At 64.4% G+C, this 18,803-nt stretch carries 19 protein-coding genes; 8 read left to right on the forward strand and 11 right to left on the reverse strand.

What is annotated here, in order from left to right; genetic code table 11:
• The first annotated feature begins 137 nt into the window (after positions 1 to 137).
• Both FJ414_RS08840 and FJ414_RS08845 read left to right on the forward strand, forming a co-directional pair.
• Positions 138 to 575, forward strand: coding sequence for a cytochrome c (locus tag FJ414_RS08840; RefSeq protein ID WP_140643516.1), 438 nt, complete (start codon positions 138 to 140; stop codon positions 573 to 575).
• Positions 576 to 583: 8 nt separating this feature from the next.
• Entirely contained in the window at positions 584 to 1,531 is a 948-nt protein-coding gene (locus FJ414_RS08845; RefSeq protein WP_140643518.1) for a cytochrome c, read from the forward strand.
• A 3-nt stretch (positions 1,532 to 1,534) separates the two neighbouring features.
• Here the strand turns inward: FJ414_RS08845 and FJ414_RS08850 are convergent, their stop codons facing one another.
• Together FJ414_RS08850 and FJ414_RS08855 are read right to left on the reverse strand one after the other, a co-directional pair.
• Positions 1,535 to 1,924 (reverse strand): SET domain-containing protein-lysine N-methyltransferase, encoded by a 390-nt coding sequence (locus FJ414_RS08850; RefSeq protein ID WP_140643521.1) that lies wholly within the window; start codon positions 1,922 to 1,924, stop codon positions 1,535 to 1,537.
• Between the two features lie 97 nt (positions 1,925 to 2,021).
• Positions 2,022 to 4,133 (reverse strand): S9 family peptidase, encoded by a 2,112-nt coding sequence (locus FJ414_RS08855; RefSeq protein ID WP_140643523.1) that lies wholly within the window; start codon positions 4,131 to 4,133, stop codon positions 2,022 to 2,024.
• 133 nt (positions 4,134 to 4,266) lie between these two features.
• Here FJ414_RS08855 and FJ414_RS08860 point away from each other — a divergent pair, with 133 nt between their 5' ends.
• Both FJ414_RS08860 and FJ414_RS08865 read left to right on the forward strand, forming a co-directional pair.
• Positions 4,267 to 4,611 carry an SH3 domain-containing protein gene (locus tag FJ414_RS08860; RefSeq protein WP_181167099.1) on the forward strand — a complete coding sequence of 115 codons (345 nt, stop codon included), beginning with the start codon at positions 4,267 to 4,269 and terminating at the stop codon, positions 4,609 to 4,611.
• Positions 4,612 to 5,024: 413 nt separating this feature from the next.
• On the forward strand, positions 5,025 to 5,450 hold the full coding sequence (locus FJ414_RS08865; protein ID WP_027164827.1) for a MucR family transcriptional regulator: 426 nt from the start codon (positions 5,025 to 5,027) through the stop codon (positions 5,448 to 5,450).
• A gap of 80 nt (positions 5,451 to 5,530) precedes the next feature.
• Here the strand turns inward: FJ414_RS08865 and FJ414_RS08870 are convergent, their stop codons facing one another.
• Entirely contained in the window at positions 5,531 to 5,959 is a 429-nt protein-coding gene (locus FJ414_RS08870; RefSeq protein WP_140643527.1) for a SufE family protein, read from the reverse strand.
• Positions 5,960 to 6,241: 282 nt separating this feature from the next.
• Positions 6,242 to 6,637, reverse strand: coding sequence for a DUF5330 domain-containing protein (locus FJ414_RS08875; RefSeq protein WP_140643529.1), 396 nt, complete (start codon positions 6,635 to 6,637; stop codon positions 6,242 to 6,244).
• Positions 6,638 to 7,192: 555 nt separating this feature from the next.
• Between FJ414_RS08875 and FJ414_RS08880 the strand changes: the two genes are divergently transcribed.
• Together FJ414_RS08880 and FJ414_RS08885 are read left to right on the forward strand one after the other, a co-directional pair.
• Entirely contained in the window at positions 7,193 to 8,929 is a 1,737-nt protein-coding gene (locus FJ414_RS08880; RefSeq protein ID WP_140643674.1) for a PAS domain-containing sensor histidine kinase, read from the forward strand.
• Positions 8,904 to 9,695 carry a peptidoglycan-binding domain-containing protein gene (locus FJ414_RS08885; RefSeq protein WP_140643531.1) on the forward strand — a complete coding sequence of 264 codons (792 nt, stop codon included), beginning with the start codon at positions 8,904 to 8,906 and terminating at the stop codon, positions 9,693 to 9,695. Before FJ414_RS08880 ends, FJ414_RS08885 begins: the two co-directional genes overlap by 26 nt.
• A gap of 21 nt (positions 9,696 to 9,716) precedes the next feature.
• Here FJ414_RS08885 and FJ414_RS08890 read toward each other — a convergent pair whose 3' ends face one another.
• Positions 9,717 to 10,007, reverse strand: a complete 291-nt coding sequence (locus tag FJ414_RS08890; RefSeq protein ID WP_140643533.1) for a type II toxin-antitoxin system RelE/ParE family toxin — start codon at positions 10,005 to 10,007, stop codon at positions 9,717 to 9,719.
• Entirely contained in the window at positions 10,000 to 10,260 is a 261-nt protein-coding gene (locus tag FJ414_RS08895; protein WP_181175226.1) for a type II toxin-antitoxin system ParD family antitoxin, read from the reverse strand. Before FJ414_RS08895 ends, FJ414_RS08890 begins: the two co-directional genes overlap by 8 nt.
• An 89-nt stretch (positions 10,261 to 10,349) precedes the next feature.
• Here FJ414_RS08895 and FJ414_RS08900 point away from each other — a divergent pair, with 89 nt between their 5' ends.
• Positions 10,350 to 10,697 (forward strand): DUF1491 family protein, encoded by a 348-nt coding sequence (locus tag FJ414_RS08900; RefSeq protein WP_140643537.1) that lies wholly within the window; start codon positions 10,350 to 10,352, stop codon positions 10,695 to 10,697.
• A gap of 5 nt (positions 10,698 to 10,702) precedes the next feature.
• Here the strand turns inward: FJ414_RS08900 and FJ414_RS08905 are convergent, their stop codons facing one another.
• The 5 genes from FJ414_RS08905 to FJ414_RS08930 all read right to left on the reverse strand — a co-directional run bounded on the left by FJ414_RS08905 (position 10,703) and on the right by FJ414_RS08930 (position 16,270).
• The gene (locus tag FJ414_RS08905; RefSeq protein ID WP_140643676.1) at positions 10,703 to 11,707 is read right to left on the reverse strand and encodes a DUF2336 domain-containing protein; all 1,005 of its coding nucleotides are present in this window, start codon (positions 11,705 to 11,707) and stop codon (positions 10,703 to 10,705) included.
• 397 nt (positions 11,708 to 12,104) lie between these two features.
• Positions 12,105 to 12,653: a DUF1254 domain-containing protein gene (locus FJ414_RS08915; protein ID WP_140643543.1), complete on the reverse strand. Its 549-nt coding sequence runs from the start codon at positions 12,651 to 12,653 to the stop codon at positions 12,105 to 12,107.
• Positions 12,646 to 13,230 carry a DUF1214 domain-containing protein gene (locus FJ414_RS08920; protein ID WP_140643545.1) on the reverse strand — a complete coding sequence of 195 codons (585 nt, stop codon included), beginning with the start codon at positions 13,228 to 13,230 and terminating at the stop codon, positions 12,646 to 12,648. The genes FJ414_RS08915 and FJ414_RS08920 overlap by 8 nt, the downstream gene beginning before the upstream one ends.
• 80 nt (positions 13,231 to 13,310) lie before the next feature.
• A complete protein-coding gene (locus FJ414_RS08925) occupies positions 13,311 to 15,467 on the reverse strand; it encodes a penicillin-binding protein 1A (RefSeq protein WP_140643547.1) in 2,157 nt (718 codons plus the stop codon).
• Positions 15,468 to 15,631: 164 nt separating this feature from the next.
• Positions 15,632 to 16,270, reverse strand: coding sequence for a TetR/AcrR family transcriptional regulator (locus FJ414_RS08930; protein ID WP_140643549.1), 639 nt, complete (start codon positions 16,268 to 16,270; stop codon positions 15,632 to 15,634).
• Positions 16,271 to 16,381: 111 nt separating this feature from the next.
• Here FJ414_RS08930 and FJ414_RS08935 point away from each other — a divergent pair, with 111 nt between their 5' ends.
• Positions 16,382 to 18,793, forward strand: a complete 2,412-nt coding sequence (locus tag FJ414_RS08935) for an FAD-dependent oxidoreductase (RefSeq protein WP_140643551.1) — start codon at positions 16,382 to 16,384, stop codon at positions 18,791 to 18,793.
• The last annotated feature ends 10 nt before the right edge of the window (positions 18,794 to 18,803 follow it).

Below are 18,803 nucleotides of genomic sequence, written 5' to 3' on the forward strand. Positions count from 1 at the left end.
ACGTCCAGAGCAATTCCAGGAGAAGTGTGGAACGATTTTCCGTCCGGAATTGCCCCAACCAGGAGATAGAGCATTTCACCTTGAACGGTGAAATGCCTCAGTCGCGTACCCTCTTCCTTCACCGTGGAGCCAATTGAATGAGAAAGCTTGTCATCGCCATCTCTTTGCTCGCCTTCGCCGGTTCGGCCGCTTATGCCGATCCGATCAAGGATCGCCAGGCCCTGATGAAGGAACGCGGCAAGCTCGCCGGGCAGATCTCGAAGGTCGTCAAGGGCGAGGAGCCTTTTGACGCCGCCGCGGTGCTGACGGCATTGCAGGCCCTGGAGGCCAATGCCGAGAAGTTCGACGCCGACAAGCTGTTCCCGGCCGGCTCCGACAAGGGCGACACCACGGCCGCGCCGAAGATCTGGGAAGACATGGCGGGCTTCAAGGCGGCCGGGGACAAGTTCCTGGCCGACGCCAAGGCCGCGGTCGCTTCCCCGCCGGCCGATGTCGACGCGCTGAAGGCGCAACTCAACACGCTGGGCGGCGATTGCGGCACCTGCCACCAGACCTACCGGATCAAGAAGAGCTGATCGCCTAAATGGCCTGGCTGAAGAAGCTTGTCGGCGCCGTCATCGTGCTTGGCGGCGCCGCGGCTGCCGCCGGCTGGGTCCTGTCGGCGCCGGCCAGGCTTGACGCCGCGACCGTCGCTGAGCTCGGCCCCGGCGACGCCGCCAAGGGCAAGCGCATCTTCTACGCGGGGGGCTGCACCTCCTGCCACGCCAAGCCGGGCGCCCAGGGCGACGCCCGTCTCGAACTCGTCGGCGGTCTGGAACTCAAGACGCCGTTCGGCACCTTCGTTCCGCCCAACATCTCGCAGGACCAGAAGGACGGCATCGGTGCCTGGAGCGAGGAGGACTTCGCCAACGCCATGCTGAAGGGCGTCTCGCCCTCGGGCGAGCATTTCTACCCGGCCTTTCCCTACGCCTCCTACGCGCGCATGAAGCCGGCCGACATCGCCGACCTCTACGCCTTCATGAAGACGCTGCCGGCGGTTGCCGGCAAGGCGCCCGATCACAGGCTTTCCTTCCCCTTCACCATCCGTCGCGGCATTGGCCTGTGGAAGCTTGTCTATCTCAGCCCCGAACCGGTGATCGTGCTGCCAGAGGGCACGCCGGACAAGGTGCTGGCCGGTCGCTACCTGGTCGAGGGACCCGGCCATTGCGGCGAATGCCACACGCCGCGCGATTTTGCCGGCGGCGTCAGGAAAGGCGAGTGGCTGGCAGGCGCCGTGGCGGCCGAAGGCTCGGGCGTCGTGCCCAACATCACGCCCGACGGGAAGAGCATCAAGGACTGGTCCGAGGCCGACATCGCCAATTACCTCGAGACCGGCTTCACGCCCGATTTCGATTCCGTCGGCGGCGCCATGGTCGATGTGCAGCGCAACATGGCGCAACTGACCGCCGACGACCGCGCGGCGATCGCCGCCTATCTCAAGGCCGTCCCGCCGCATCCCAACGGCTATCCGGCGCGCAAGCCGGCGAGCTAACCTTTACAGGTGGCGGTCGCCCAGAAAATCGAAGCCGCCTTCGAAGAAGTGGTTGTAGTTGCAGGTCAGTTCTTCGCCTGGCGCGATGTCGCGTAGCGCGTAGGTCTCCTCGGGCGAGGAGACGTCGCAGTTCGGGTCGTCGTCGTGGTTCATGTAGCGTGCGTCGTCAGCCTCGAAGACGATGAAGCTCGGATCGTGCCGGTCCGGATAGGAATAGCGGTCGAGATAGGATTTCACCGGGCCGATCTGGGCCTCGTAGGTGTCGACCGGGATGCGGCGGTCGAACCTTGGGTCGAGCTTCCAGACCAGCGTGCCCTTGGCGATGTGGCCCCTGGCGAAGACGCCGATGCCCTGAATGGCGGATTTGTCGAGATACGTGTCGACGAGGAGCATGAGGATCCTTGCGGGTGAATGGTCGCGGCCGGGAGAGGCTAGGTCGAAAAAGGGCGGCACTGGGTAGCGCGCGCCCTTGCCAATTGCGAGCGGAAAATCAGGTCTTGCCGGTCACTTTCAAGGCATAGGCGTAAATGTATGCGATCTCCTCCAGCCGCGAGAAGCGGCCCGACGCGCCGGCATGGCCGGACTCCATGTTGATCTTGAACAGCACCGGATTGCCGCCTGCCTTGCGGTCGCGCAGCCGCGCCACCCATTTCGCCGGCTCCCAATAGGTGACGCGCGGATCGGTCAGGCCCGCCAGCGCCAGGATCGGCGGGTAGTCGTGCGCCGCCACATTGTCGTAGGGCGAATAGGCCGCGATCGTAGCGTAGTCGGCGGCTGACGCGATCGGGTTGCCCCATTCCGGCCATTCCGGCGGCGTCAGCGGCAGGCTGGCGTCGAGCATGGTGGTGAGCACGTCGACGAACGGCACCTCGGCGACGATGCCGCCGAAATCCTCCGGCGCCATGTTGGCGATCGCCCCCATCAGCATGCCGCCGGCCGAGCCGCCCTGGGCGACGATGCGGTCGTGCTTTGTGTAACGCTCGGCGACGAGATGGCGGCCGCAGGCGATGAAATCGGTGAAGGTGTTCATCTTCTTCGCCCGCTTGCCGTCATCGTACCAGCCATAGCCCTTGTCCTTGCCGCCGCGCACATGCGCGATGGCATAGACGAAGCCGCGGTCGACCAGCGACAGGCAGTTGGTGTTGAAGGCCGAAGGAACGGTGATGCCGTAGGAGCCGTAGCCGTAAAGCAGGCAGGGCGCCGAACCGTCGAGCGGCGTGTCGCGATGGTAGAGCAGCGAGATCGGCACCAGCTCGCCATCGGCGGCGGGCGCCATCAGCCGGCGCGTGACATAGTGCTCTGGATCGTGGCCGGAGGGCACTTCCTGCGTCTTCAAGAGCACGCGCTCGCGGCTGCGCATATTGTAGTCGAACACCTGCGCCGGCGTCGTCATCGACGAATAGGTGAAACGCATCGTCTCCGTGTCGTACTCGTAGGAGCCGGACAGTCCGAGCGAGAAGGCCTCCTCGTCGAAGGAGATGAAATGCTCCTCGCCGCTGGCGCGCTCGCGCACCACGATGCGCGGCAGTCCGTCCTTGCGCTCGAGCCTGACCATATGATGCTTGAAGCCGAGCACCGAGAGGATCAGCCGGCCGGGCTCGTGCGGCACCAGTTCCTGCCAGTTGGCGCGCACCGGATTGTCGACCGGCGCGGTCATGATCTTGAAGTCCTTGGCGCCGTCGGCATTGGTGAGGATGAAGAAGACGTCGCCGCCTTCTTCCAGGTCGTATTGCAGGCCGGTCTCGCGCACCGCCACCAGCTTGGGCTCGGCCGCTGGATCATTGGCGGGCAGCAGGTGGTATTCCGAAGTCTCATGGTCGTTGATGCCGATCATGATCCAGTCATTGGCGCGCGTGCCGCCGACATCCATGAAGAAGCCTGGATCGGTCTCTTCGTAGATCAGCCGGTCATTCTCCGATTTGTCGCCGAGCGCGTGGAAGAACACTTTTGACGGGCGATGATTGTCGTCGAGACGGGTGTAGAAGAAGCCGCCATCGCCGGCATTCCACACCCCGCCGCCGCCCGTATCCGGGATATGGTCGGCAAGTTCTTTGCCGCTCGCAAGGTCGCGCACGCGCAGCGTGAAGAACTCCGAACCCTTGTCGTCGAAGGCCCACAGCAGCTTCCCGTGATCGGCCGAATGGTCGACGCCGCCGAGCCTGAAATAGGCCTTGCCCTCGGCTTCCTTATCGCCGTCGAGCAGGATCTCCTCGGCGCCGCCGCCGCACGGCGTGCGGAAATAGCGCGGCTGCTCGCCGCCCAGCCGGAAGGAAGAGCCATAAGCATAGGCCCCGTCCTTCATGGGCACCGTCGAGTCATCCTCCTTGATGCGCCCCTTCATCTCGGCAAACAGCTTGCCGCGCAGGTCCGCGGTGCCGGCCATCAGCGCCGCCTGATAGGCGTTCTCGGCATCGAGATGGGCGCGGATGCGGCCGTCGAGGAGGGAAGGGTCCCGGAACACGGCCTGCCAGTTGTCGGCCCGCATCCAGGCATAGTCGTCGCCGCGGGTGATGCCGTGATGCGTTTCGGAAACCGGGTGTTTCTCGGGCGTCGGCGGGTTGGCGGCCGGGAAGGCGGAAGTCAAGGCGGAAGCTCTGGTCATTACGTCTCGCTGCGGAATTTGCTTGAATGACGAATGAACACGCCGCTCAGCGGCGGTTCAAGGGGCGCGGTTCAAGGTGGTCTATAGAAGCTAAGTCGAAGGGGGAAAGATGAAATCCTGTGTTTCTACCGCAATGTCTGTCGCCATCCTCGCGGCAGGTCTGGCTTTTTCCAGTCAGTCTCATGCAACCGTCTTTGCCGCCTGGCAAGTGGCGGGCGTGCCGTTCGGCGACACGCTCAATGCACGAAAGTATCCGTCCAACGCATCGCAAAAACAGGCCGCCTATCCGAACGGCACCGTGCTGCAGATGACCGGCCGGTGCACCGGCGGCGTGAACCTGCTCGATATCGCCCGCCAGCCGCAATGGAAGCAGCGCCAGGCGATCCGCTATCGCTGGTGCGAGATATGGCACGACCCGGCGCAAAATGGCCATTTCGTCACCGGCTGGGTCTACGGCAAATATATCGCGCCTTACTAGGGGGTATCGTTCACCCAGGATCCGGATCGGCAGGGCGGCGTCCTTGCGCTTTGTTGCGCCGCAGGATTTGTCGCGCCGGTGCGACAGGCATCCAAGCATTGGCCAAGCATTGAACGCCGTGTCGAGCGGCGATCGGATGTCTAACACACGGATGACGTGACGTCACGGCATGCTGGTCTGACCAGAAAAATCTCGCGAAGTTACACGGCGCACGAATTTTTGAAGCTGAATCAGCAATATTTGATGAATATCGGTGAATATAAGTCAATATGCGAATTGACTTACTTGCAACGCGGCGTCATTAAGATAAGGCGATGCGAATCGCAGGCTTTCCTGCACGAAATTCGCGCGATGCCCGATCCCACAAAAAGGGCGCAGTTTTAGAAACAAACTCTCGTTGGGGCCTTAGCACTATGGAAATCGTCGAAACACCTTCGAAAAACGGTGATGCGCTGATCGAGCTGACCGCCGATGTCGTCGCCGCCTATGTCAGCAACAACCCGGTGCCGGTTGGGGAACTGCCGAACCTTATCGCCGACGTCCATGCCGCGTTGGGTCGCGTCGGTGGCTCGCCGGAGCAGCCGTCGGCCGAGAAGCAGAAGCCGGCTGTGAACCCGAAGCGCTCCGTCCATGACGACTACATCGTCTGTCTCGAGGACGGCAAGAAGTTCAAGTCGCTGAAGCGGCACCTGATGACCCACTACAATCTCACGCCGGAAGAGTACCGTGAGAAGTGGGGCCTGGATGCCAACTATCCGATGGTCGCCCCCAATTACGCGGCCGCCCGCTCGCAGCTCGCCAAGAAGATGGGTCTGGGCCGCAAGCGCAAGGGCCGTTGATTGGTCTCAGCTCGTCAAGCAGTTCGACGGCGCCCTTGCGGCGCCGTTTTGCTTTCTTGATGGGAGCGATATCGGCCGGATCAGGCCGTCTGCTTCAGCGCTGCTTCGGCGTCGCGCTTGATGCGCTTGACCATCGAACGCAGGCCGTTGGCGCGCTGCGGCGACAGATGCTCGTCGAGGCCGAGTTCCTTCAGGGTCGCTTCGGCGTCCGTGTTCTGGATTTCGCTTGCATGCCTGCCCGAAAACAGCGCCAGCATGATGGCGACGAGGCCGCGCACGATATGGGCATCCGAATCGCCCTGGAAGCTGATCACCGGATCGGCGCCCGCTCCTTGCTCGGTGGTGAGCCACACCTGGCTCACACAGCCAGGCACCTTGTTCGCGGCCGTGCGCTCCGCCTCGGGAAAGGCCGGCAGGCCCTCGCCGAGCTCGATCACATAGCGATAGCGGTCCTCCCACTCGTCGAGCAGGGAAAAGTCGTCGCGGATGGTCTGGATCGGGGTGGCCATTGCCCCGCATATAGTGACCCGGCCCGGCCGCGTCACGGAAAAAGAAAGACGCCGCGGGCGTCGAGAGGTCGGACGGGCCCGCGGCGTTAGAGTAATTCCAGGAAAAGTGCGTAGCGGTTAGGCTCGGCGACTTCGCCGTAGCCCTCCGTCCGGAATTGCGCCGAACCCAAAGAGAGAGCAATTCCAGGAAAAGTGCTAGCTGTTAGGCTCGGCGACTTCGCCGTAACCCTTCGCCCGGAATTGCGCCAAAACCAATCAGCCGAGCGAACGGCTGGAAAGAATTCAGTTCTTGGCGGTCAGCATCACCGGAATGTTGACCTTGGCGGGCAGCACGATGTCCTCGGCGACGCTGCCGGTGGTCGTGACGGAACCATCCGCGACCTTCGTCTCGGGCGCGCCTGCCTGCCCGGGCTGTTGCTGGTCGTCGATCATGGCCGCGGCGATCTTGGCCGTTTCCTTGGCGCGAACAGTGATGGTGTACATGGCCGATTTGCCGGTTTCGCAGACATCGGGCTTACGCTCGCACAGCCCGGCAATGTCGCCGACCGCCTCGCGCGCCGCAAACAGCGCCTGGATCGGTCCGACGCTCTGCTGGCCGTCTTCACCCGGGCCGACGCCGAGCGGCAGCGCCAGCAGCACCAGCGAAAACCAGAAAGCCATCCTGATCAGAAAGCCCATCTTACTTGCCTCTCATCCGCGATGGACGATGCATCCATCCGTGACGGATCATGCATCCATCGGCATGACCTCTTTATGGGCACGATAGTGGCACGGTCACGCAAAGGACGGCTTGCATCGAAGCCGCGAATTTTCCTCAAATTTTAGGCAAATTCGAAAGGAATTGGTTTTGAAACGGACTTGTCTCGAATCTCATCGACCACATTAACTTTACGATAACCATATATCATATTGTAATTACTCGATTTTATTCCCGACAGAGATTAGTCGTGTCAAGTTTCGGCTCGTTTTGGCACAGGCCTCGCGGCTAACCCGCCGTTTACCATGGCGGCAACTCGGCGTGCTTTACTGGGTCGGCATCACAATATTTGTCCTGGGGCGGGGCGCCGCCTTCGCCAGCCTTATCCATTCCTTAAACGCTGGATGCGAGTTTCAAGCCAATTGATGAGTCACCTGCCAGGCAGGCGTTTTTTACGACCGGGTACGCGTGCGTTGAGTCCGATTTCAGCCAGATACGTTCAATTGCCTGGCGCGGTTGCCGCCGGCTGCGAGCGCATGGTTCACCCGACCGTGACGGGTGAGGCGGAACGCCTGCGCCAGCGTCGCTTCATCGGCGTCATGCTCGCCGCGCCCTTCCTTGCCGCGGGTGCGGCGGTCACGCTCGTCACCGCGAGTCTCGGCGCGGCCGTCACGGTAGCGGCGATCTTTGCCGCTTTTGGCCTGTGCTGGTTCGCAGCGCTTCTGGTGGCCGCCACCGGCCACATGGCGCTTGCCGGCCGCATGGCGGTCGCGCTCGGCGGCCTCGCCCTTGCCGGCGCCGTCGCGGCGGCGGGCGGATTGGCCTCGCCGGCAGCACTCCTTGCCGTCGCATTGCCGGTCGAAACCTGGTGGGTCTCGGGGTCGCGGCGCGCTGCGCTGTGGGGCGCGCTGGCGGCGCTTGCCGCCATCGTGCTGCAGCCCTTTGCCGGGCAGGTCCTGCCGCTCGGCGAAATCGCCACCTGGCATTGGCTGCTGCCGCTCGCCTGGGCGCTGACGCTGGTGCCGCGGGCCGCCGCCATCGCCAACCCGGCCGGCTTGCGGCTGGCTGAGGCTGCCGGCGATCGTCTTGAGGACGTCATCGACGCTGTCGTGCTGCGCGTCGGTCGCCAGGGCGAAGTGCTTGACGCGTCCGCCCGGGCGCGTTCGACCCTCAAATTGGCGCCGGAGCTCCTGCTCGGCACCGGCCTTTTCGATCGCGTCCATCTTTCCGACCGCGTCGCCTATCTCACCGCTTTGGCCGACATGCGCGAGGGCGCGCCGAAGCGCCGGCTTGATCTGCGCATCCGCTTGCCGCGCGAGGGTTCCGGCGCGACCGACAATTTCCGCCCGTTCAGCCTCGATCTGCTGCGCGGCGAAGTCGACCGCGACGTCTTCACCCTGGTCCTGCGCGAAAACGACGACGTCGCGGCGCTTCGCGACGAGCTTGCGGAAGCCAGGGAGGCCGCTGCGGCCGCCGAAGTGGCCAAGGGCCGCTTCCTGGCGGTGGTCAGCCACGAGCTGCGCACGCCGCTCAACGCCATCATCGGCTTTTCCGACATGCTGCTGCATGAGATGTTCGGCGCCTTCAAGGATCCGCGCCAGAAGGAATATGTCGGCCTGGTCAGGGAGTCCGGCCAGCATCTCCTGTCCGTCGTCACCTCGATTCTCGATGTCTCGCGCATCGAGGCGGGCGCCTACGCGACCGAGCTGGAGCCGTTCCGCTTCGTCGAGGCCGTCGACATGTGCCGCTCGATGATGCGGCCGCTGGCCGACGCCAAGAGCATAGTTCTTGCCACGCAGATCGCCCCGGATGCGGGCGAGATCAATGCCGACCGCCGAGCGGTCCAGCAGATCCTGATCAATCTCGCTTCGAACGCCGTGAAGTTCACGCCCGATGGCGGCAGCGTGGTGATCGGCGCCAAGCGTGTCGGCTCGCACCTGCATTTCTGGGTGAGCGACACCGGCATCGGCATCGCCGAGGAGGACATGGCCAATCTCGGCAAGCCGTTCATGCAGATCCAGAACGACTACACGCGCCGTTTCGAGGGAACCGGGCTCGGCCTGTCGCTGGTCAAGGGCCTGGTGGCGCTGCACGAGGGCACCATGTCGATCGAGAGCGCGCCGGGTGAGGGCACCACGGTGACGATCGGCCTGCCGGTGAACGGGCCGAAGCGGCGTTCCGGTGCGCCATCCGGCGTGCTGGCCATGCCGGCGGCCAAGCCGAAGGGGGATGCAGATGGGGACAGCAATGGCTCGCTCCGCAAAACGGCCTAAGGTGATCGAACCAGAGCGCGGCGTCCTTGCCGAGGGCGCGGTTGCCGTCGGTCAGATGATCGCCAGCAATCCGGTCCTGGTCGGCGGCTCGACCGCTTTCCTGGTGACGCTGTTCTACGTCTCGGCCAACGCGCTCTGGTATCAGCCCTTTCCGCATACCGGCGCCTTCTTCGCCACCCGGACCATCGTGAATTTCCCGCACACCGTCTCCGACGAACCGGAAACCACCATCAACATCGTGCGCCAGGCGCCGGCGCAGCCGGTGGCCAAGCCGGATCCGGTCGTCCAGCAGGTGCAGGGCATTCTGAAGGACCTCAACTTCTACGACGGCACGGTCGATGGTCTCACCGGACCGGCCACGCGCAAGGCCATCCAGGCCTATCAGTTGAAAGTCGGGCTGCCCGGCTCGGGCGAGATCGACACGGCGCTGCTCGACCAGCTTGGCGCTCGCCAGATCACGGCGGCCATCCCGCACCCGGCGCCGCGGCCGGCCGACGCGGCAGCCGCGACGCCGTCGGCCAAGCCATCGGCAATTCCGGTCTCGGCCCCGGCCAGTGACCCTACATTGTCTCCCGACGCCCGCATCGTCAGGATCCAGGCCGGCCTGAAGGCTTTCGGCAATAGCGACATGCAGCTCGACGGCAAGGTTGGCGCCCGCACCAAGTCCGCGATCAAGGAATTCCAGGCGCTCTTCGGGCTGCCCGAAACCGGCGAGCCGGACGAGGCCGTCTACGTCAAGATGCGCGAGATCGGCCTGACGAACTGAGCGGCAGCGTCCGAAAGCTGTCTATTCAAGCCAATGGTCGGGGTCTCTCATCCCGTGAACAATGGCCACAGCCAGGATGCCGTAGTCCATTGGCTCGTAGATAACGATATATCGACCCTCCACGAGAATACGTGCCGTGGCGCTCAACTCTGGCCGGGCAAACCCCATATTGGGATGACTGCAGGCGAGCTCCAGTTTGTCGAAAATGCGCTCTACGAGGCCATCCGCCGCCCTTTCGCTGTCGGCCGCAATATGGCGCCAAATGTTCTTGAGGTCTTGTTCCGCGCGAGGTGTAAGTCGATAGCTAGCCACGTTCCGTGCGCTCGGCTTTCAGAGCGCGGAGAAAGGCCCGGCGATCGACGTCCTGACCTTCGCCACTCGCCATCCCTTCGTCGTAAGCCTGCTTCAACTGTGCGAGTTCGCGCACGCGAAGCTCCTCGCGGTGCTCCCACAGCCTGAGGGCCTCCCTGACGATTTCGCTGTTCGAGGCATAGTTGCCGCTCTCGACCGCATCCTGCAGACGGGCGGCCTGTTTCGGCGTAAGCGATATGGTGAGGGTGCGCATTGCTTGGCTTTTCATCGCTATTTATATAGCGGTCTTCACAAACTCTAACAAGATTTGTTAGATGCTTGAGTGGCATCCGGAAACCTCTCATGCGCGTGACCGCCGATCTCTGGGTCTCGGCCCTTGTGCGCCGCGTCTTCGGCGCCGGCGGCTTTGCCGCAATCGTCAAGCGCGGCGCGACCGAGGCCGGCGCTGTCTTCGTGCTTTCGCGAGGTCGGATGGGAGAGGTGGCCCTTTATGGGCCGGCGCCGCAGACGAGCTACGATTCGGCCAAGCCCGATGAGCGCTTCTTCGCCATGCTCGGTGCGAGCGACGATGGCTCGGCTTTCGATGCGCGGCTGGAGCGGGAGAAGAAATTCGATCCCGACATCTGGGTGGTCGAGATCGAGGGCGGGACCATTCCCGTCGAAGAGCTTCTTTCCGTGAAGGCGGATTAACCGCGTCAGGACGCCTTGAGGCCGGCGCTCGCCTCGTCGCTGTTCGAGGCTTCGCGGCTTTCGGTGTCTACCGCAGCGGCAGCATTGCCGCGGATCGCCCGTGAAAGAGTCTCGGCCTTCCAGGCGCGTACCTTGTCCAGCGCCGCCTCGCGATGCAGCAGCCGGTAGCGGTCGAGGAACAGGCGGATCGCCTGCGGATGCGGGAACTCGCCGGGATAGACCGCGACCGCGATCAGGAATGCCATGTCTTCGCTGAGATCGAGGGCCCGCAGCGCCGCAAGCAGCGCAGCATAGCTCGACTGCCCGGTCACCGAACGGGCCGTCGCGAAGTCGATATCCAGCGCGTCGGCAAGCGCGGTCTGGAAGAAGGCCGCGTTCCCCGTCAGCGCCGTCTCGCGCAGTTTCACATAGGCCGGCTGGCCGAGGAAGGTGTTGACGTCGGCGCTGTCACCGGTCGGGCGCATCATCGACCGCAGGCGGCGCCGCGCGTTCTCTGCTGCTTCGCCGTGCGCGGGGCGGTCGTCCGCCTTGGTCACGGGCTCCGGCTTCGGCGTGAGCTTCGTGACCGTTTCCGGCGGCCGCGTCTTGACCAGCGTCGGCCTTTCCAGCGCGCGGATCAGGTCGGCGATCGTCGGATTGAGCTCCTTGCGGCGCGCGATGGCGCGCGCGTGCGGCAGCCCGTGCCGGCCGATCAGCGCGATGAGGTCGATGTCGCTCAGCGCGTTGGAGCGGGTGAGCAGGGAGGCTGCGATCTCGACCGGCTCTTCGGCCAGCCGCCTGACCAGCGCGGCCGGCGCATATTCGCATTCGGAAAGGGCAGCGGCGACATAGCGGCGCGACTCGACAGAAACCTCGTCGAACAGCGGCAGCGTCAGGTCTTCGAGCTGGGCGATCTCGCGGCGCGACGGGCGCGTCAGCGAGCAAAACGCCGACACCGCGGCGCGGAACAGCCTTTCGGCCTTTCCAGCTTCGGTCCGGATAGCGATTTGCCTGAAATCCGAAGATGACACGGAGGATACGCCCGACACTCGACACACTCCCGAACCGCACGATCCGGCCGGGCCGGTTTCGCACCTTCAGGAAAACAAACATCAAATTAGCCGCGATCCGTTAGCGCTCCGTTAACCCTCTACGCCCCTTAATCAACTTTGGAGGCGTTGCGTTGTGCTCCGGGGAAACCGAGAGGGAATGCGCGAACCATGGGCATGGTCCTGTCTTTTGTGCCGCGAGCGGCACCTGTAAATCGAGCAAGTCACGACACCACGACGGCGGCGGCGGTCATCATATTCCCCGGCGTCCGTTATGAGTTGCATCCGCAGGTCGGTGAGGCACGGCCCGGCGAGAGCGGCCCCGACAGGCCGCGCTCCCCGCCACCTGCCAAGCCGCATCACTGATCGGGCGCCTTTCTCAGTAATCCTGCAATTCGCAGGCGCTCTGCTCGAGGAAGCGCGACACGATCGGCTTCCAGCTCTCGTCCGGCACGAAGGCGCGGACGACGAAGATGCCTTCATCGATCGGCGCCTCGACGAAGATCGCGCCCTGCAGATCCTCCGGAAGGTCGCGCCGCACGTCGATCATCTGCGCCGGCGTCAGCACGATGGCATCGAGTTTTTCGCCATTGGCGTTGTGATCGTTGAAGGAATAGATGTTGTGGCCGCTGCGGTCATAGACCGAGGCCGACCAGAACGGCACGTCGCCGGGCGCCTTGATCCTGACCAGCCCGTCCGTGAGATCGAATCGGCAGGCGGCGGCATAAAACAGCGGATCGACCGATTTCACCACCGGCGCGCCGCCGGCCTCGGCGTCGAGCCGCGTCATCTTGTAGAGGTCCGAAGCCATCGCCAGCCGCGACCAGGCATCGCGTTCGGAAAATTCCGGCACCAGGAACAGCACCACGATGTGCACGATGCCGGCGCCGAGCAGGCCGAGGATGAGGGCGTGCAGCAGGCTACGCATTGCAGCCCGCCTTCAGGATGCGCGGCAGCGTGACGTCCGAGAGGCCGGTGCTCGAGGCGATCGGCGTGTCGTAGAAGGTCAGCACGAAATACATCTTGCCGGAGCCGCCGGTCAGCAGCCAGTTGCCGGGAGCCGGGCGATTGCCGACGGAAATGACGACGGAATTGTCGGGCTGGCGCAGCACTTCGTAGGATTGCAGCGCCGACTGCCTCGGCTTGCCTGTGTCGATCACGCCAAGCGACTGGTCGGCGGCATAGAGCGTCCAGAAGCGGGCGGTGGGGTAACCGCCTTCGATCGTGTAGGCGCATTCGCGTTTCAGCGGCTCGCCCGCATCGTCGCGCTCGGCCACGAAGGCAAGTCCCTCGGCCTGGCCGAGCGCCAGCACGCCCTCGCGCGCCACGCGCGCCTTGGAATAAGGGTCGGCCGCCAGCGTCCCGACTTCGGGGAAGGCGGTCCATTGGCCGATGCGGATCGCGCCGACGCCGTCCTGCGCGTTGAGCGCATACCAGACGCTGTAGCCGCCAAGCCCGATGGCCATGGCAAGCGAAAGCAGCGTCAGGATGGCGTTCTTGAGCATGAGAGCCGCAAACAGAGGAGGTTGCCCGGGATATCGCGGCGCGGGGTGCCGTGGCAAGCCGGCTTCACGCGAGGGCCGTGCTAAAGCGCCGAAAGCGTCTCCGGCAGGGTGGGGGCGCCCAGCACGGGCGCGGCCTGGAACGCCTTGCTCATTTCCCTCAGCGTCTGGGTGGTGCGGCCGGAAAGCACCGGCGGGCGTTCGGCCTCGGCCTGCGCCGCCGCCGCGTCGGCTTCCTTCTTCGCCGCTTCCTCGGCCTTGGCCGCGACCTCCGGGTCGATCCACGGATGATCGATGCCCGGGATCGGCTTCAGGTCGATGTTCTGATGCGCGTAGACCATAAGCCGCTGCCAGACCATCGCCGGCAGCGAACCGCCGGTCATTTTATTGGTCGGCGTGAAGTCGTCATTGCCGAGCCAGACGGCGGCGGTGTAGTTGCCGGTGAAGCCGACGAACCAGGCATCGCGGTAGGATTGTGTCGTCCCGGTCTTGCCGGCAACGACAATGTTCGGAAGCTGGGCGCGTCTCGCGGTGCCTATAACCGGCACCGCCGCCAGCATGGTGTTCATGTATTTCAGCGCCTTTTCCGACAGCACCCGATGTGGTGGCGGCGCGTCCTTGGCCCAGTCATAGACCACGTCGCCGGTGCGGGTAACGAGCTGGGTGATGCCGTGACGCGAGCCGACGAAACCGTTCTGGGCAAAGACGCTGTAGCCGGTCGCCTGGTCCATCACCGTCATACCCGATGTGCCGAGCACCATGGTCTTGTGCGATTCCAGCGGCGATTCGACACCCATCGATTCGGCCATCGCCTTGATCGGACCGATGCCGAGGTAGTCCTTGGCGAGCCGCACCGGCACGGTGTTGATCGACTTGGCGATCGCCGTAAGCAGCGTGACGTTGCCGGCCGAGCCGCCATTGTAATTGTGCGGCGACCAACTGCCCCAGCTGATAGGGCCACCGGAAACCACCGAGTCCGGCGTGAAGCCATGTTCCATGGCGGTGGCATAGACATAGGGCTTGAAGGATGAACCGGTCTGACGCAGCGCCTTGGTGGCGCGGTTGAACTGGCTGGTGCCATAGTCGCGGCCACCGACGATGGCACGCACTGCGCCGTTGGTCTCGATCACCACCACCGCGCCTTCGGTGACGTTGTATTCCTTGCCGAACTGGCGAAGATGGAACTCGACCGACTCCTCGGCCGCCTTCTGGATGTTGGCGTCGAAAGTGGTGTGGGCGACCAGCGAGTGCTGGCCGGGCTTGGCGATCTTCTTCACCTCGTCGAAGGCCCAGTCGAGGAAATAATCCGGGCTCTTCTGCTCGCCGCGGTCGACGACGTCGGCCGGATGCAGCCGCGCCTGCAGCACCTGACCCTCGGTCATGAAACCGGCATCGACCAGGTTGGACAGCACCACATTGGCGCGGGCGCGGGCCGCCGGCAGGTTGATGTGTGGGGCGTATTTGGTCGGCGCCTTGAACAGCCCGGCCAGCATCGCCGCCTCGGCCAGGCTCAGGTCCTTGACGCTCTTGCCGAAATAGAAATCCGCCGCCGCCTCGATGCCGAACGTGCCGCCGCCCATATAGGCGCGATCGAGATAGAGTTGCAGGATCTCTTTCTTGGAAAGGTTCGCTTCCAGCCATAGCGACAGGAAGGCTTCCTTGATCTTGCGCTCGAGGGTGCGCTCGTTGGACAGGAACAGGTTCTTGGCGAGCTGCTGGGTGATGCTGGAGCCGCCCTGGACCACGGAATTGGCGCGCACATTCTCGAAGACCGCGCGCGACAGGCCCAGCACGTCGATGCCGTAATGGTCAAAGAAACGCCGGTCCTCTGTCGCCAGCACCGCCTTGATGACGATGTCCGGCATCTCGTCGACCGGCACGGAATCGCGCTGGATGATGCCGCGCTGGCCGATCTCGTTGCCGTAGCGATCGAGGAAGGTGACGGCGAAGTCGCCCTGATTGCGCCAGTCGCCGGTGGTGATGTCGAAGGCAGGCATGGCAAGCGCGAGCAGCACCACGAAGCCGCCGGCGCCCATGGTGAAACCTTCGCTCAGCACCTCGATGATGGCGCGGCGCCAGCCATGCACACGGAACCGCCGGGAAAAGATGGTCGCCGCTTCCCAGAATTCGCGGGCCTTGAAACCGATCTCGTAGAGCGAGGAATCGAGCCAGGCGTCCACAGCGAGCAGAGCCGAAGCGATACGACCTCTTCTCTTGCTTGGTTTCGAAGGACTTGCCATTCCAGACTTCCGCCCCAACGCACTTCGCCCGGAAACTGCATGGCAGTTTCGGGCGCCTCCCCCGCAAGACTAATCGACCATTTTAGCATCGCTCACAAGGGCAGCGAAGCAACAGCGCAAGCTTTGTTGATTGGTTGCGCCCTGGCCGTGGACGGCAGACTATATCACCGCGCCGCGATGAAGCGCATGAAATGCGCCACATCCGCCTCGGTCGGCTCCTGGCCGGTGAAGGAACGCAGATAGGCGGCGAGATGGCTGACGCGCGCCTCGACCGGTTCCTTGAGGTCGAGCACATAATAGCCGATCTGCATGTAATAGAGGACGCGGGCGCGGATGAAGGCGTCCTCGCCGTCATAGCCGTGCCGGCGGTACATGTCGCGGATGGCGCTGAGGCGCTCGTCGTCGGCCTGGTCGATCATGCGCCGCACGTCGGCCGCGCGCCTGGCCCATTCGCGAACGGCGAAATCGAGCCTGGGGTCGAACAGGCGCTCGTCGGCCCAGCATTCGAAGACGTTCATCACGCCCATGATGATGGTCTCCGCCGGCCGGCGGGCACGCTCGACGATCGCCGTGGTGTTGGTGTCGTGCCAATGCGCAAGCAACTGGTCGAGCAGGTCCTGCCGGCTGTTGAAATACCAGTAGAAGCTCGAGCGCGACACACCGAGCTTCTGGCCGAGCGTCAGCACGCGCACGCTCTCGATACCGTCTGAAATCAGCATATCGAGCGCCAGTTTGATCCAGTCGGAGCGCGTAACCTTGATGTTGCCGGGCGTCGGTTCGGCCTGGGGAGCGGTCATGATCATGGCCGCACAATAGGCATGGCGCGAAACGCAACGCAAGCTCTGGACAGAAGTGTCTAGACACATATGTCCAGAAGGTGTATTGGTGGGGCCTCCAACGAGAGGGAGAGGCTCGTGAAATCGCATTACCGGGCAGTGGTCATCGGGGGAGGCGTGGTCGGCGCCTCGGTGCTCTACCATCTCACGCGGTTTGGCTGGAGCGACGTCGCGCTGGTCGAGCGCGCCGAGCTGACGGCTGGCTCGACCTGGCATGCGGCCGCCGGCTTTCACGCGCTCAACGCCGATCCCAATGTCGCGGCGCTGCAGGACTACACGATCAAACTCTACCGCGAGATCGAGGCCGAGTCGGGCCAGAATGCCGGCCTGCACATGACCGGCGGCGTCAACATGGCGAGCGACCCGCAGCGCTGGGAATGGCTGAAATCGGCCTGGGCGGTGTTTCAGTCCGTCGGCATCGAGACGGCCCGACTGGTAACGCCCGAGGAGATCAAGGAGATCTGCCCGATCGTCGATGTCAGCGACGTGCTCGGCGGCCTTTATGATTCCAACGAGGGCCATCTCGATCCCTATGGCACCACGCACGCCTATGCCGGCGCCGCCAGGAAGCGCGGCGCCGACGTGATCCTGCGCAACCGCGTCATCGAGCTGAAACCGCGCGCCGATGGCGGCTGGGACGTGGTCACCGAAAAGGGCACGATCGTCACCGAGCATGTCGTCAATGCCGGCGGCCTGTGGGCCAAGCAGGTCGGGCTGATGGCCGGTGTCGACCTTCCGGTGACGCCGATGGAGCATCATTATTTCGTCACCGAGGACATTCCCGAAGTCGCAGCTCTCGACAAGGAGCTCGGCCTGGCCGTCGATCTCGACGGCTTCTCCTACCTGCGTCAGGAGCGCAAGGGCGTCCTGCTCGGCGTCTACGAGCAGAACCCGAAACACTGGAACATGGACGGCGCGCCCTGGGATTACGGCATCGAGCTGATCCCCGAGGACATCGACCGCATCAGCCCGGAGCTCTCCAAGGCCTATCAGCGCTTCCCCTGCCTGGCGAAGGCCGGCATCCGCAAATGGGTGAACGGCGCCTTCACCTTCACGCCGGACGGCAATCCGCTGGTCGGCCCGGTCAGGGGGCTGAAGAACTACTGGGTCGCCTGCGGCGTCATGGCCGGCTTCAGCCAGGGCGGCGGCGTCGGCAAGTCGCTGGCCGAGTGGATGATCTACGGCGAGCCGCAAGCCGACATCTTCGGCATGGACATCGCCCGCTACGGCGCCTTCGCCGCCAACCGCGAGTATCTGCGGCAAACCACGGGCCAGTTCTATGCCCGCCGCTTCGTCATGACCTTCCCCAACGAGCGCCTGCCTGCCGGCCGGCCGCTGAAGCGTCCGGGCGCCTATGACGGCATGAGCGCCGCCGGCGCCGAATGGACGGCATCCTGGGGCCTGGAGATCCCGGCCTATTTCGCGCCGATGGGATTCCGCGAGGAGACGACGCTGAAGCGCTCCAACGCTTTCGAGATCGTCGGCGACGAGGTGCTGCAGGTCCGCCGCGCCGCCGGCCTCGTCGATACGACGGCCTTCTCGCGCTATGCCGTGTCAGGCCCGGGCGCCGAGGCCTGGCTCGACCGGCTGCTCGCCTGCCGGCTGCCGAAGCCCGGCCGCGCGAAGCTGGCGCCGATGCTTGGGTCCGACGGCCGGCTGAAGGGAGATCTCACCGTGCTCAACTGGGGCGGCGGCGAATACTGGATCATGGGCTCCTACTATTTGCGCGAATTCCACATGCGCTGGTTCGAGGCGCACATCGCCGAAGGCGTCTCCATCGCCGACATCTCGGACGCCATGTCCGGCTTCCTCGTCACCGGTCCGAACGCACGCCGGATCGTCGAACGCACTACCCATCAGGACATCTCCGCCAAAACCCTGCCGTTCATGGCTTGCGGCGTGTTCGACATCGGCATGGCGCGGGCCCGGGTGGCGCGGCTGTCCATTGCCGGCGAGCTCGGCTTCGAGATCAACTGCCCGACCACCCTGCATTCGAGCCTGCGTGAGACGCTGCTTGCCGCCGGCGAGGACCTCGGCCTCGCCGAGATCGGCTATTACGCGCTGAATTCGCTCAGGCTGGAAAAGAGTTTCGGCATCTGGTCGCGCGAATTCACGCAAGGCTACACGCCCGGCCAGACCGGGCTCGACCGCTTCATCGCCTTCGACAAGGGCGATTTCATCGGCCGCCAGGCCGCGCTCAAGGAGCGCGAGGTGGGCGTCTCGCGACGGATCGTGACGCTGGAGGTCGACGCTGTCGACGCCGATGCCAGCGGCTTCGAGCCGGTCTGGTCCAAGGGCCGGCGCATCGGCTTCGTCACCTCCGGCGGCTACGGCTACACGCTCGGCAAGAGCGTCGCCCTGGCGTTGCTCGATGACGATTTCGCCGGGGAGGGCACCGAGCTTTCCGTACACATTGTCGGGGTCGAACGGCCGGCGCGCGTCATCGCGGGCTCGCCCTACGACGCTGAAGGCAAGGCGATGCGGCAATGAGGAGGAACCG

This window comes from Mesorhizobium sp. B3-1-6, from assembly GCF_006439555.1.
Lineage (GTDB): Bacteria > Pseudomonadota > Alphaproteobacteria > Rhizobiales > Rhizobiaceae > Mesorhizobium.